1 protein-coding gene (cut by a window edge) is annotated in these 15,766 nt (G+C 37.9%); it reads right to left on the bottom strand.

Annotation, left to right across the window (positions count from 1 at the left end):
- Positions 1-15,766: the 5' portion of a hypothetical protein gene (locus P9M13_08865; GenBank protein MDP8263395.1), read on the bottom strand. The gene continues 25,760 nt to the left of window position 1, outside the view; 15,766 of the gene's 41,526 nt are visible here — the first part of the coding sequence; its start codon is at positions 15,764-15,766; its stop codon lies off the left edge, out of view.

Here is a 15,766-nt window from a genome sequence, read left to right as displayed (position 1 = left end):
TTTTCATTGATCTCAGACTGTCCTGAACTCCGGTCTTTTTAGCCAGAATATCTCCGGCAGTATAATAAAGGTCAAGGAGCTCATCAGCCTTTTCTCTGAGTGTCTTTTCCATCTTTTTTGGCCACGCATTATTTAAAATAAAAGCAGGCACATATTCCAATATCTCATGATTCTCGGGGCTTTCGAAAAGGCTTGCGTACTTATCCGGCCAGCTGAGAGCCATACAAGTCAAGAGCCTCAAATCGTCATCTGTTCCCGTATCTGAATTATAGCGTTCAAAGGCTGTCCTCATATCGGCTGAAATATCAAATCCCGGTATACGCAAATATGCAGTCTTGAATACATTGGTGAGATAATAGAGCTTCCTAATCTCAGATTGTATGCTTTTTGCCAGTTCAATTCTAACATCTTCTATAGTAGCGTTTGCTAAATCATTCCTGAGCAATATAATCTTCTGAGATATTACAAGAGAACCATTATACATTTCTTCAAGAGAGGCTTTATAATCAATCTGCCCGTCCATAGTGTTTTTAAACGATTGGTCAATATATCTTTTTTTCAGCATTTTTTGTAGAGCGGTTGATAACGGCTCATTGTATTTCAACGCCAGTTGCGACGTAAATACGTCACTCTTTATATATGAACCAAACACGTCTTCAAGATTAGACCGCATAACGTCAGGCGCCAGTTTATCCGAGAACTCACCGTTTACGTTTACCTCATTAATCCGTTCAAGGTACGTTGCAAACTGTTCATACGTTTTTTCCGGATTTTCTTTCATCTCGTTAATAATGGTTTCAAGTTCCTCTCTATAATCTACCGATTCGATTAAGGAAGGTTCCCACTTATCTCTGATTCGTATATCTTTTTCTGTTTTCTCTTCCGTTTTCTCTTCCGTTAGTAACTTTTCTTGAGTTCCATCCGCGATACACGCCTTTATAAGATCCATTATCACCGCAGTTATCTTTTCCTTGATTTTCCCCTTAAATTTTTCAACTTCGTTATCAGACAATACAGCCATTAAGTTGTTCAGATTCTTCATCTCAACATCTATATAATTTTTATTAAGCTGAAGCAGAAAAGAGACACGGGAACCAGAAACACCGGGTTCAGAAAACGGAGGAATCTTCACACCAGCAATATGTTTTTTAATTTCATCACCAGCAATATATTCTTTAATTTTATCACGTGCCCGTTTTTTTGCTTTCGCATCAAGTTTTTCATTAGAGTCTAAGAGCATTGATTTATATTCTATCTTTGCCTGATCTGAAAGGCCGATACACTCGACGGCGAGAATTTCCAATTTACTCAATGCTTCGAGAACGCCCTTTGCTTCTGACTCGTCCATTTGAGAAACCTGAGAGAGGGCGTCTTTAAACATCCGAGAGACACTTAAACGTGCAACAGATCGGACGCGTTCATACTTACCTTTAGTAACAGGGTTCAAGAAATCTTTTTTAAACTCTTCGTTATTAAAGTCATATTTGCTAATCACTTTCATAAGTGAATCAATAGTATCAGCCGCAGCAAACTGACTGGCAATTTCGTTCAATTTTTTAATAATCTTAGAAATTACACCATCTTTATCAAAGGTTATCTTTGTATAGTCGGCTATCTTAGAAATTACACCATCTTTATCAAGGGTTATCTTTGTATAGTCGGCTATCTCTGTCATTTTCGAACATTCGGCCGCTTGTTCTTCAGGACCCATAAGTTGGATCTCTTTTATTACTTGCGCGTAAGCTCCTCCCTCTTCATAAAGATCTTTATTGGAAAAAAGCAGCTTTCTCATCCAATCAACATACCCGGCAAAATCTTCCGGCAGAACGGATTTATCTTTTGTGTTCCTTATTGTGGCTATTGCCTTTTTAAGTGTCTTGGTATCACTGAGGTCCTCACGCGCGATAGCTGTCGTATCTAATTTAAGTTTTTCAACTTCTAATTCAAGAAATTTATCAAACTCTATTTTAACTTTCTTGCCTGTTTCAGTCAAACCAAGCGCATTATAATGGACGAGGAGTGCCGCAGGAACATTTCCCATATCTTCATTGATACCAAAAATTTCATTAGCGGCTTCCGGCATTCTTTCTTCAAGAACATACATTGCCTTTAATATATTAAGCTGTTCTTTCTGTGTTTTCCGGTACACATAATCCTGCATTCCCCATACAGAAACATTCAATTCTGCCTGCAATGGAACGCTATGGGTAATAGCTGGATGCAGAACCATTTCGTGTTCCATGATATAGACAAGATAATCAGGGAGCCATGGTTGTGTATCAATAGCTGCTACGATCTCCCACGGAAATTCTGCAACTAAATCTTTACCATAATCATGAAACAAGCCTATTGATCCGCGTCCCTTTTTATCTTTTGCGGACGTGAAACGTACTTTCAGTTTAGTTAGGGCAACATCCGGATACGCAGCTTTCAACTTAGCCAAAGCTATATTGAGTGCATCCTCTATCTTTTCCTGTCTTTCCTCTGGCTGATAAGACCAATTCTCTTTAAAGTTGAACGTACCTTCAGCATTAACTGTGATGTCATCTTTCGGAGCATAAATCGGCATAGACGAGAATGCCGTTATCTTAGGAAGAGGCATCAACCCGCCGAAAAACGGCTTTGTTTTTGGCAGTGCTACAAACTCAAAAAGGTTGGGGTTCTGTAACCACTTTAATCCAGAGATATCTGATGACCTATTTTGGATATCTTTGATATCTTCACTAGTTACGATGTTATCATATTTCCCTTTTTCTTCACTAACAATAGTCACCAGGAGATTCATAAACGATGCACGTAAATCTGTCTTCAAAAGACTATCCCATTGTTGTGTGAATCCTGTTTTAACCTTATCTATGAACTTTTCCGGCTGTAGGTTGTTATCAACTGGGACATCGCCAAGCGCTTCTAAAATATTTATATATTTAGAATACATTTTAAATACAGCGCCATTCTGCTCAGAGATATATGAGTTATTAATAAAATCTTTATCCTTTTCAAGCTTCCCTAGAGAATTGTCTTTTGCATCACTAAACGATTTATCAAGTGATACTCTGATACGTGACAGTATCCCCATCCCCTCAACACCGCTCTGAGGTTTATCCCTAAAAACAGATAACAGATCGTCAACATTATCTTTTTGACACCCAACCTCATACACCGGCAAGTCTTTTAGATTTTTATTCATTTTACGTATCAACTCAAAGAAATCGTCGAGTTTTACAAGATCTTCTTCGGTATATACTTTTTTATTAGCCGCTAACTCTTCCTTGAGCTCCAATGCTTCGTCGTAGAGCGTGTTAAACGCAGCTACAACAGGAATATTAGATTCGTTCAGTCGATAATCCCCTAGTAACAAAGCCAGCTCAGAGTACTCCTTACTCCATCCATCTGCATTAACAACATCGAGGCCTAGTTCCTTCTTAGAAACCTTTTCAACCTGATTAAGAATCTCTACCAGTTTGCTTATAATCTCCGGAGCAACATCCATTGACTTATTATTCAATATTTTATTATAGAGCGGGGTAAACATTAGATTAATACTGTCAGACAATTTTTCCTCCAAATCACTGGTCAACAGCTCATATTCGCTCGCATCATATCCTTTTACAATCGCTGCATATTCAAGCGGTATTTCCTCTAACTGTATTTGTAATGATTCAAGCACTTTATCTAATTCCTTACGCTTTGCTGCTTTAAGCATTACTTGCCCATCAGGCAATTTATCAACGCTTTTCATAAGATCAACAAACTGCTCTAATGTTAGGATGATCTTTGCCTGACGCTTTATGATTCTGTTGATACTTTCTTCCATCTGCGACTTCATCTCCGGATTAGCCTTTATTAATTCCCTGAGTTTATCCATAAGTGCAATATAAATATTCGGAACGAATTTTTCAATATCGCCTTTATCTGGAAATTTTTTACCGGATTCCATATTGCCTTTTACATTTCCCCAAATTGTGCCGAGATTACCAAAGTCTTCAGGTTTAATGTTTTCGACATCAAGCTCGATTTCAGCCAACTCGTCGTCTACCCTCGCAAGTAATCTCTTATTCAATTCATCCATACGTAAAACAATATCATCTTTTTTATTTGATACATCTTCTTGCATCGGTTGAACTTCAGAAGATATCTCACCAGAAGGCGCCTTTTCCATAAATTCTTTTGCAAAAGCTTCTTCAAATGTATCTTCGAGTTCGGACTTAAACTTCTTAATGCGTATTCCCATATCTTTGCTAAAAGCTTCTATCTCTTCAGATGTTTTTCTCTCTTTAGCGTCAAACTCTGTGATTACTTTTTCTTCCTGCTGGATGGATAGACTTAACACTTCAAGGAAACTTTTAAGCGTATTATACCGATCCGTATATAGTTGAAATTTATTCGTCAGAGCCTCAATTTTCTTTTCTTTATCTTCCCCGCCGGCAAGTTTTGAAAGATCCGCCTTAAGTTCTTCAAGCTTTTCATTCATCTGCTTAATTGCTTTATCGGTACCGACCATACGACGTGAAAGATTCTTCTTCGCCTTCCTGAGGGTTTCTAGTAATTCCTTAGCATTCTCATCTTTCTTAAATGCTTTTTCAAGTTCAGAATCATAATCATATATGGGTAAGCGTTTTACGGCTTCCTTCATCTTCTCGGCTTCTTTAACATCGAGCGTATTATCAGACACAACAGTAGGCTTATCGGTAGGTGAAGCTTCATCAAAAGCGCGCTGTAATTCCTTCTCTGGAAGTAAAATATTCTTTGCATTAATCAACTCGAGCCCTGCCTCAATCTCTGCATTATTGAGCTGATTTACTGTCCATAGTTCTGGAGGCACCACATCATCATCCTCGACCACTTCGACCACTTTGCTTGTAATGGGAATATCTTTAAACTTCTTGCTTAACTCACTTATTTTCTTTCGTAGCCCGGCAATCTTCCGGCTATATCTGACATCCACATCGAACGTGGCTCCCGAATTAATAAACGTCTGAATATTCTCTTCAAGATTGTCCATATCGGCTAACGTAATAACCTCAGCATCGAGCTGTTTATCAATAGCGCCCAGCTGACCCCAATATATAATGAGCATCTCAATCTTCGGGAACATGCTATTCAAGAACTCTATATCAGCGTCCTGCAAACCCGATTGTTCTTTAGTTTCTAATAGCGATTCGAACTGTTTCTTCAGCGATGCTACTGACTGGACAACTTCCTCACTGTTTTCAGCTAATTTTTCAACCAGGTTCTTATCTATCAGCGTGATTTCGATGAGCATATCAATCTTCTTGAACATGCTATCCAAGAACTCTATATCAACGTCCTGCAAACCCGATTGTTCTTTAGTTTCTAATAGCGATTTGAACTGTTTCTTCAGCGATGCTACTGACTGGACAACTTCCTCACTGTTTTTAGCTAATTTTTCAACCAGGTTCTTGTCTATCAGCGTGATTTTTCCGTGTATTTTTTTAAGATCAACAAGAAGAGATTGTAATCGCTTTGCCTCTACCTTTAAAACCACGAGCTGTGCATCCGTAAGGGTGCGTAACAGGTCGGTCTTGAAAAAGCTCTTAACCCACTCTACCCTAGATAACGATTTGCTCAATAAATCTATTTGTTCGTTCAAAACATCTAACGCTGCCTGATTTTGTTCCCAGTGATCAGGAAAAAAACCGCGATTTCTAATTACATGTAAAGATTCAAAAAGCGTGTTAAGCTCTATTCTTCGGACAAGGCCTTTTTCAAGTGTGTCTATCTTATCCTTAATACTTTTTTGCACGGCTAGTGACTGTTTCGTGATGAGTTCATCGGTAATATTGGTCTGGGCTTTCTTTAACGCGACCATGGCCTCAGAAAGTTTCTTTTTACGAAGTTCAACCTTATCATTTTGCAACAGATCTATTTCACCTATCACTTTCTCAATATTCTCAACATCTGTTACGATTTGAGTTACATCTTTTACACGCTGTTCTTCCTCTAGACGCTTGTTCTCATCTCGAATACTCGTAACCTTATTATCATATTCTTGTAACTCCTCAATATCAGCTGCATCCTCTTCAATGTGCATGTCTGCCATTGCATCTATTATTTTTATACGTTGTGCTTTAATTTCATCTTCTGTTGATATAACGGTAATACTTTCGGTGATTTCTTGAGTTAACTTCCGAAAAGCTTTCATTTCCGCTTCTTCAACCATAAGTCTTTGATCTTCTCTTATAGAAGCAACTTTTTTAGCGTATTTTTTCATTACTTCCAGATTAGCCTCATCAGAAAGATCCGGCGTTTCATCAATGAGTTCACTAAGCTTATTTTGTACTTCAATAAAATCTTCTTCCGAAGAACTTTCAGTCATTGAATCAATAAGCCCAAGTGCATTCACTTTAAAATCAGCTATAGTCGCGAGCGCTTCTCTCTCTTTTGTCTCTAATTCTCTTTTTTCTTTTTCAATCGCTTCAGCTTCTTCTTTTTTATCACGAACAGCGATCATCGCATCTACCTTTTTCTCGAGTTCCCCTAATCTTTCGTTAGCAACAGCTTTAGGTAGACCCTCAAGGATATTGAGGTCTGCGTTGTTTTGAAGCACGGTACGCGCATTAACCAAATCTTCTTTGGTTGATTCTTCAGTAATGCTGGAAATAATGATATCAGCACTTTTATTAAACTCCTCTGTCAGCATAGGCACTGCTTCGTTTAATATGTAAGATTGATATCCTTCCTTTAAGGATTTAAACTCCGCTTTGACATCATCCATCATTTTTACCGGCACTGCATAGATTTCTGTCAGTGTTTTGTCCATTTTTTCTTGAAGTGATTCTATTTCCTCAGAAAAGATATTTTTGTACCCCTTCTTGTTAAACGCGGCTATTTCATCTCTTATTTCATTAAGTTTCGCTGTGTCCTCACCGAGTGCATTAAAAAATTTAACTGATTTAATGTTCTCAGCATAGACCGTGTTTTTCTGTATCTGCCATCCGATTTTCGCAGCGTCCTGTTCCAGTGCAGACAAAGCTTTTTCTATATCAACAATCTTTCCGGAAACCTGTGTTATCATATCCGGATTTTTTTCAATTTTATCAGTAAGCTCTTTTATTTGCCCCTGTGTCAATGCAAGCGCATTTTGAAGTTTTATTTCCGCGATCAAGTTCCTGATGCTCGCCACTTGCAGAGCTAACACAGTATCTTCAGAAAACCCCTTATACCCTTCAACCTTTTGCAATTTCCCCTCTACAAGATCAATCTTTGTACCTACCGACTCAACAGTATCAGCTGTTATGTTTATTGCGTCAAGCACCAGGCCATTCAATTCTTTTCTTACCGTAATAGCTGCATTAAGACTGTTGATGTTTTTTATAAGGGCCGCAACTTTTTTATCTATGATTTTGTTTTGTTCATCAGTAAGTTCTGCAAGCGCGGCTTCAGTGGATATCTTGTTCACATTAAGCTTATCTGTTGCAATAACAACTGACAAACGGATAAGATCAACAAGTGGTTCCATGGAAAGAGGATCTCTTTCAATAGAGGTATTCAATGTCTGGAGACTATCGGTAATAATCTCTAAAGACGCTTCTTTTTGCTCGAGCTGTGTTTCAAATTCTATGAGTTTGACCGCTGATTCTCCCGTAACTCCCTGAATAAGTTTACTGATTTTTAGGGCTCTCTCCCTTAAAGAAACAATGTCTTTATCCTGAATTAAATCAGTTTTCCCTATATGGCCTAAAAAAGCATAAAACTGATTGAGCCCGCCATTTGAAGCTCCTGAACCAAACTTTCGCCCACTAATAATCCATATGCCACGTTTTGATAATCGGTTAAGCAGTTTTTTTGTTTGCGTAGAATCAAGTTTTTCGAGGTCTAACTGTGTATATCTTTCATGCAACTTTTCAGCGGCAATAATGTCATTTTCCAATATAAGTAATTTCTTACATATTTCGAACTTATTGTCAAACTCTGGACCAACTTCGTGTGCACTCCACTCTATTGTTCTAATCAGCCTAAGATTGGACCTTGCAGCATTAACCAACTTATCGTCTGACGCATACGACCTAGAGGATTCTCCTTTAAATTCTTTTACGCTTATTTTATATTTTTCAAATTCAGACTCTACCGTTTCCGCGCTTTTCTTCTGACCATCTGTCGGTGGAGGAGCAAGTTCTTTTTTAGGTTCTTCAACCTTTTTACGTTTATCAGCAGCTTCAAATGCTGATAGATCCAATGCAATCTTTTCTCGTTCTTTCCTGAGCACGTCGAGTTTAGAAGAAGATTGTTTAATCTCTTTCTGAAGGCCCGTGATGCTTTCAGAAAGAGTTGTTATTGAAGAGGTTATTTCCTTTCCTTTGCCAAGCAGGCCTCGCATTTCTGAATGTTTATTGTTACGATCCTTTAGCAAACGTTTAAGCTCTTTAGCCAACGCCACTTCTTCTTCAACCAAAACATCTATATTAGCTGTTATAACACCAGTTTCACCATCGGAAATCTTCTGTGCGGCGGCTTGTATTCCGGTTTCTGACAGATCTAGCACAGTTTGTAACTGCTTTAATTCATTAGCAATATCAGCTTTATCAGACGGCACTTCCATTTCAAACAATACAGCATATGTCGGACCAAATGATTCGATATTTTTTTGCAATTGTCTTTTCCTCTCCTCAGCTTGTTCTTTCGTTGTAAACTCTTGTCCGCTGAGATATTTTAATTCCACCGACAGATATTCTTCGATAGCACCAATTTGCAGTGCCGATTTTGACCCAAGCAATTCCTTCTGTCCTTCCATCACTTTATCACCAACATCTTTGATCTCTTTCTTCAAATCTAAGAATGCAAGCATCAGATAATTGGTAACAAGCGTTTTTTCGGAGAGATCAGTAAATACCGCATTAAGCGCACCGATCGCCTCCGTAATATCCTTCTCAGTTATTGCGCGTTGTGCAGTTATACCAATATCAACACCCTCTTTGATATCAGCTTCAATAAATTCTCTAAAAAGACTTCTTATCCTCTTAAAAGGACTGATCTTTGCCAGAAGGAGCTCTTTTTGTTTCTCAGCATCATCTTTTTTATCTACAACTACTGTTAACTGCTTTTCAATAGTCATTTTTTCAGCGATCAATGCCTCACGATCTTTTACTGTTTGTTTTATTTTGTCTTTTACACCCGCAAGCTCTTCTTCTTTTTCGCGTATATCTTTATCAATCCCTTCCAACTCTTCCTGATAGCTGGCTGCAGACTCAGATAACGCATTATGCTGATTAGTTTTCTCTTTAAAAGTTTTTTCCTGTAAAGCTATATCTTTTTCCAATGAGCCGATATTAGCTGTAAGCTCTTCATTCTTCTTAAACATATCCTCAAGACTAGCATTTACACCTTCTACATCCCGGACAAGCTTTTCATTGTTCTCCTGAGCTGTTTGAAGTTTTTCATTTAACCCTAATTTTTCTTTTTCAAGCTCCTTTTGCAAAACGGTTAACTGCTTAAGACTTTCAGACACAGTTTCTTCATTTTCTTTAAGAGTATCAATACTGCTTAAAAGCGACTTTTTCTGCCGTTGCTGAAGAGCATTCGCGCGCCCCAGATGCTCGACTTCCCTCCCCAATTCGGGTATAACAGTTTTCTTGTAAGCGGATATCTCACCCTGGATCTGCGTCACTTTCTCTTCTAATTCCTTTTTCTGGACGTCCAAAAGCATGAGGTCTCTATTTAAACCCACTATCTTATCACCCAGTTTAGCAACAGCATCTTCTTGTTTCTCTCGTTTCTCTTTAATATCAGCGGTTATATCGTCCTCAATCGACTTGAGTTTAATATTATTTCTCTCCACTTCAGCCTGCAAATTTTCCTTTGCTTGTGTTTTGTCTTTAATTCGCTTAAGAAGACCGTCAGATTCATCGATTAACGTCTGAATATCCTTAGCCAAACGGGCAAGCTTTTCGGTTTCGTCGAAAACCTTATCAATTAGCTCTTGTTTTTGATTCTGAAGATCTTCAGTCTTCTTCCGAACTACTTGTAACTTTTCTTTTTCCTCGGACAACTCTTGCCTCGTTACAAGCTGTTCTTTCTTCGCCTCAGGAATCTTCACTTCTTGAAGATCTTTGATCTCACTCTCTGTATCCTTGCTTTCCGCTTGTATCTTTTGTCTTTCTTCAAGAAGATTATTTTTTTGGGTATTGAGCGCCCTGAGATTCTCTTTTACGTCGGAAAGAGACGTTTCCAGGTTTGTTTCTTGTTTTTTTAACTCGGATAGATCTTTATCTAAATCTTTATTGTCTTTTTTACTAACAGTAATATCAGTCTCTACTGTTTTTAAAGATTCTTGCTTAGCCTTCAATTCTTTCTCTAATTTTTGTTTGCTATTCTTTAATTCGACAAGTGCCACAGCTAAACCGTCTCTGTTTTTTGGCATCTTATTTATTTGATCGTTAAAATAGGCGATATTTTTATCTAAACTCGTTTTTTCTTCTTCAAGAACACCCTTCATATTCTCCAGCCCTTCAAGCTCTGCTTTAGCTGTTTTTACCTGATTTTTCAGTACGGTAATTTTTTCTATGAGTGTGGCATCTGTTTCGTTTATATTCTGTATAGCGGTAACGATCTTTGATTTAAGCGCTTCAAGGGTGATCTTCATCCCTTCCCATTTAACCTTTACAATGTTTCTCTGTGCAACTTGCTCATCTTTGAGATCACCGATCTCAAGCGCATCCCTTTCAGCCTGAGCGACTTCACCCAATAGTGTTCCAATATCCTTATAACCGGCTATTTCACCACTAATCAACGTTCCCAAACCGGCCTGTAGATCACTTACTTCCTTCATCTTGCTTTCGAGCTTGCGTGCGCCGTTAAGCACTTCACCACAGAGCAAGATTATCTTACTGTCCTGATCCTCAATCTTTAGTACCAATCCTGCATTTTTTGCAATAAGCTCTCTGTTTTCTTCTTCCCTTACCGTAGCAATAAGCTTGTCTCTTTGAGCTATGATATATTCCCCAACCTGTTTCAGTACATCTTCGGATGAAACAGCACTCAAATTCTCGTCTATTTTGCCCTGCACCGCTTTAAGCTCATCCAGTTTGCCTCGTGCAGACATGCCTGAAGTCGCAGAAATAAATGCGCCATACTCAGATAACACATTCACTAATGGAGTAAGTGCTTTAATAGATTCAACTTGTTCCTTTAATTCCAGATTTGTCACCTGTGTTTCTTTAGCAAGCACATTTTCGACAGCTGTCTTCATGGTTTCAACATACAAAGGCTTATTTTCCGCATCAATAAAACCTTGCGTAATAGCTTCGCCTGAGGGCACTTGCTCAACAAGCTCTTTCACTACCGCATCGCGCTGTGCTTGTCCGTCATATTTTACAAGATCAAATTCATCATAAATATCAGCAACGAGTTTTTTTATATCTCTTTCATTCGGCTCGATCTCTACTTCTTTCATTTTTAATTCTGTTTTCGCGTGATCCATAAGTCTTTGCGCCTGATCATTAAGTTTGACCACTTTATCATATAAAGCTTTACTTGGTGGCTGTTGCTTATCGAGAATACCAACCAATAATGCATTGACTGTTTTCATTAAATCTATATATTCCACACGGTCTTTCGGCATTTCAAAAAGAACTATAGTCCCTTGCGAAATCGCTTGAGCAGTTTTTTCTATACGCGAAATACGTGTATCGAGTTTCTCTCCCAACAGTTTGATTTCTTCAGGATTAAGATATATCTTAAGTATGCCAAGGTTGGTGTTCATCCTATACTTATATCCTGCAAGTTTTGAATCAATTATTTGCGCCGCCTCAGCAATAAGTGGCGACCTCAGATCCTTATTGACAACATTAATCTTTTTTATCCATTCATTCCATTTGAGGATATTTTCATCAATATCCTCAAAAATTTCAATCTGCAGATCAACCAATGAGGTAAGTGCTGGATTAGATGGCACACCACTAAGAGCTTTTTTCATTTGATTTATCAGTGCAGTTTTTTCCTTTACAAATATTTCCTGAGAAATGGAAAGATCATCATTAATGCTAATAAATTCTTTTTGCTTAATTTTTACCAGCGCTTTATTATGAATGTACGCAAGAATGCTGTTACACTTGTCCTTTTCAACTAATTTATCTTTTAGATAAAGATCAAGCTGATTACGCATGCTCTCGTCAAGATCAATGCGTGCTAAAACATCGTTACTCAGAATATTATTATAATAGTCTTTGTTATCAGTGTATCGTGAAACAACCTCGTTATCAGAACTCAATCTGATATTTTTATACAATAAGTTATTAAAAAGTTCAGCGTATAAGCGCTTAAATTGTTCTGAAAAATTTTCTATAACAGCTTTTTTATATTCTTCGTCTAAAGAAAAACATTTCTCTTTTTCAAACTGATCAAGTAATTGATTGATTTTGAGTTCTTTTTCTTTAGCCGCCTCAGATATACTGCTTATGCTTACATCATTTTTTACTACATTAAATATATTGTAAAATTCACTATCATTCAGCACATACTGCTCGGAAACCAACTTATCTATCTCTTCATAATATTTTTCTCTGTTTAAAACCAACTCGATATTTGCAACAAGCGGATTCAAGACCTTCTCATAATCTGCAACCTCCTCCTGAATAATTACTCCTTTATTAAAATAGGTATCTTTTACCCCTTCAATGCCGTCTCTAATTATCGCATATGCCCCCTCGTCAAGAGTATTAAGCTCAGTTGGCTTCAGACCTAATTCCTGAGCTATTATTTTAAGATAAGGCCCAGCTTTGCTTTTATCTTCAAGCGCAACGATCTTCTGAAGAGACTCCTTCATACGATCTCTTTTTGCAATAAATTCCTTTGCCTGTCGGCTCTTGTATTCCAACCATACAAGCTCACTGTTTCTTAATATAAGATCACGATACCTATTTACCAGTCTGCTATATTCAGGATACACATTTCTATCGCAAATAATATCAAGTATCCCACCAATCACTTTGTTGCTTTCGAGATACCGCTTTGTCTGTACATCCTCAAGAATTTTTACAAATGGATTTGCCTCACCGGAAATTTTCTTCAAGCCGCTAATAATATTAGTCTGCTCGGCCTCTGTCTTAGTAATAAAATCCTGTATATCACGTAAATTAACCACCACTTCCTCTATAACAGAAGGGAAATTCACACTATCTCTATCTATTACACCTTCATAGGTAATCCTGTTAGCAACATCTTTCATCACTTTATTCACTTCAGGATGACCTATTGCCTCATGCGAATATACATACACAAACAGATCTTCCAACCCTTCGTCCAACAGCAAATCAATATCAATGTCGATACGGGCAGTGCTTGACGTGTCAGGATGGACAATATTCATATTCTTTGTTTTGGCAAGTCTGCCCTCTTCAACAATATTAAAAAACGGTACCATCACTATTTTTGGATATCGCGCGCGATACTTCCCCTTTTTTCTAAACATATTGTTTATACGTGAAATTAGGCTTACAAGCTGTTCTTCTCCTCCAATTCTTTTTAAGAACTCAACATAATCATACCCCGCTCTTTTAATCTCTTCGGGAGTATTTAATGTATATATCCAGTCTCCGTTCTCATTTTTAGCCAACCTACCAAATGCCAGTTTTAATAGCGAACCAGCAGCTTTTGCACTTGCAACCCCACCGGCATCTTTGATCTTTTTATAAATATCTTTTTTCACAACGGAGAATCCCTGCTCAGGATACGTATCAATAGTCGTCTTGGTTCCCGCAACGTCTACTATATCCTGCTTAATAATATTCTTGAGATCTTCTATCAATGTTGTCGGATCACCTTTGTATGCATCAACTATAAGTTCTTTCCCATCAATAGAAAGTGGAATATACAGATGCCCATCTGTATCAAAATATGCGGTTTCAATGGAAATTGCGTCAATCAATTTCGTGAGTTTCTCTACCCTCTCATCTATATTTTCTTCACCTCGAACAACAAGATCTTTTCTGTAGTTTTTAAGCCATTGAGATTTTCTCTCTCCGAGCAAGGTGATAATATTCTCCGGTGTAAGGTCCTTATTTTTAATAACTTCTACCACTTTCGCGTCAAACACAAGCTCTTTCAAAACCATGTCTTTACGCTCAGGATCAAGCTCGGTATCATCAAATACTAAAGGTGGTGCAAGACGTGTTCCTGAGATAGCAATAAACTTTTCAAAAGGTGTCATCTCTTTAAGCATTATTTGTTTGTATCTCTTATCTTCAAATGACTTTGTCAAACGCGGCGTAATAATCATGTATGATACATTTAGTGCCTTCAATTTCTCTGCAATGCCTTTTGAGTGAAATCCACCAGTAACAAGGATAGCAACATTGGTCTTTTTATCACCCATCTCTTTAATGGTGTTATCGACAATGATCTCATCGCGTTTGAGAGCGACTTGATAGAAAACATCCATATTTTCAACCTGTTTATCAACAGCGAGAATATCAGGGTTAAAGTTATACACAAGACCACGTTTCTCAAACTGCTGCTTGATAAAACCGAAGAACTTCTTCATGGAAATTTCATGTTTGTGCTCGTCATAATACTTAAGATCATCACGGGATAATTTGAGATCAACAAGCCTTTCAAGAATCATGAAGTTTTTAAGTGTTCGGTCGAGCTGGGCTTCATCATCATTGCGGTACAGTTTCTTTTTTACATCTGTTTCAAGCTGGTCTACTTCAATAAAGAGCCTATCAGTGTCGATCTTTGAATATATACCGACAATATCCATATATTTTTCCATGTTCGGATACTTTTTGAGATCTATACCCGCTTTTTCACACAAACCCTTTAAATACTGATAAAAATCTTCACTTGAAATTCTTCCCAATCTAAAAAACAAGCTCTTTTGAACCAAATCCTGCACATCTTCTTTTACAAGCTTATTAGGTAGTTCCTTAAGTAATGCTTCACGTTCAGTATCAATAACTTTGAAATCGGTTGTCTTTTCAATTTCAAGGGCGTCCATTAATTGAGCAAAATTCCTGTACCGTCTCCAATTAACGTCATACTTGTCAGCATAAACCCTCATGTCCAGGCAAATATCGGCAAATGAAAGCTTATCTGCCCGATAATCATCCATTTTTGAAATAAGAGTATTAAGCTCAGGTGAAAAGACATTTCTACGTAATGTGGCAAGAAGCCCTTTAACCACTGAAATATATGCTTCAATATTTTTGCGTGCTTCCTGAGATTTTCGGTATACATCAAGGTTCTTCAAATATGTGGTAGGGTCTTCAATGCCCTGAACCATAATTGCTTCGTCCGCAGTTGATGAAAAATATTCAGAACCGGTGATATTGCCTCTTTTTAGGAGATCTTCTGCAACAACGTTTCTGACCTCTTTATCAGGATATGAACTCAGGATCGAGGTATCGACTGTTCCGGCAGCACCTTCAACGAGAATCAGGTTAATATTCCCCTTAAACTTGCTTTTCTTAAGCGCTTTTAAGATTTTAACGTAATTTGACTGCGCTTCATAATTAGCGTGAGAATCCTGGATGTGTATAACAAGCTTGTTCTTTGTTCCCTTGAACGTTTTCTTCACCGAGCCATATGTTTCAGGAAGACTAATCGAGAGTACGTCATTAACGTTGGTAAAAACGGGTGCCTGCACCATCTGAGGTAGAAGCGCCGCTGTTTCACTGGCAGCTTTCTTTGATGCATATTGATACGTAGGCCCCTGAGCACTCCAAAGGATACTTTCAGAGGTGAAAGTAAAGATAACTACAGAGGCAATAATCTTCAACCATAACTTATACTTGTGTGAATATGTAACCAT

This window comes from Candidatus Ancaeobacter aquaticus, assembly GCA_030765405.1.
Classification (GTDB): Bacteria; Auribacterota; Ancaeobacteria; order Ancaeobacterales; family Ancaeobacteraceae; genus Ancaeobacter; species Ancaeobacter aquaticus.
This window is presented reverse-complemented; position numbering and strand designations above follow the sequence as displayed.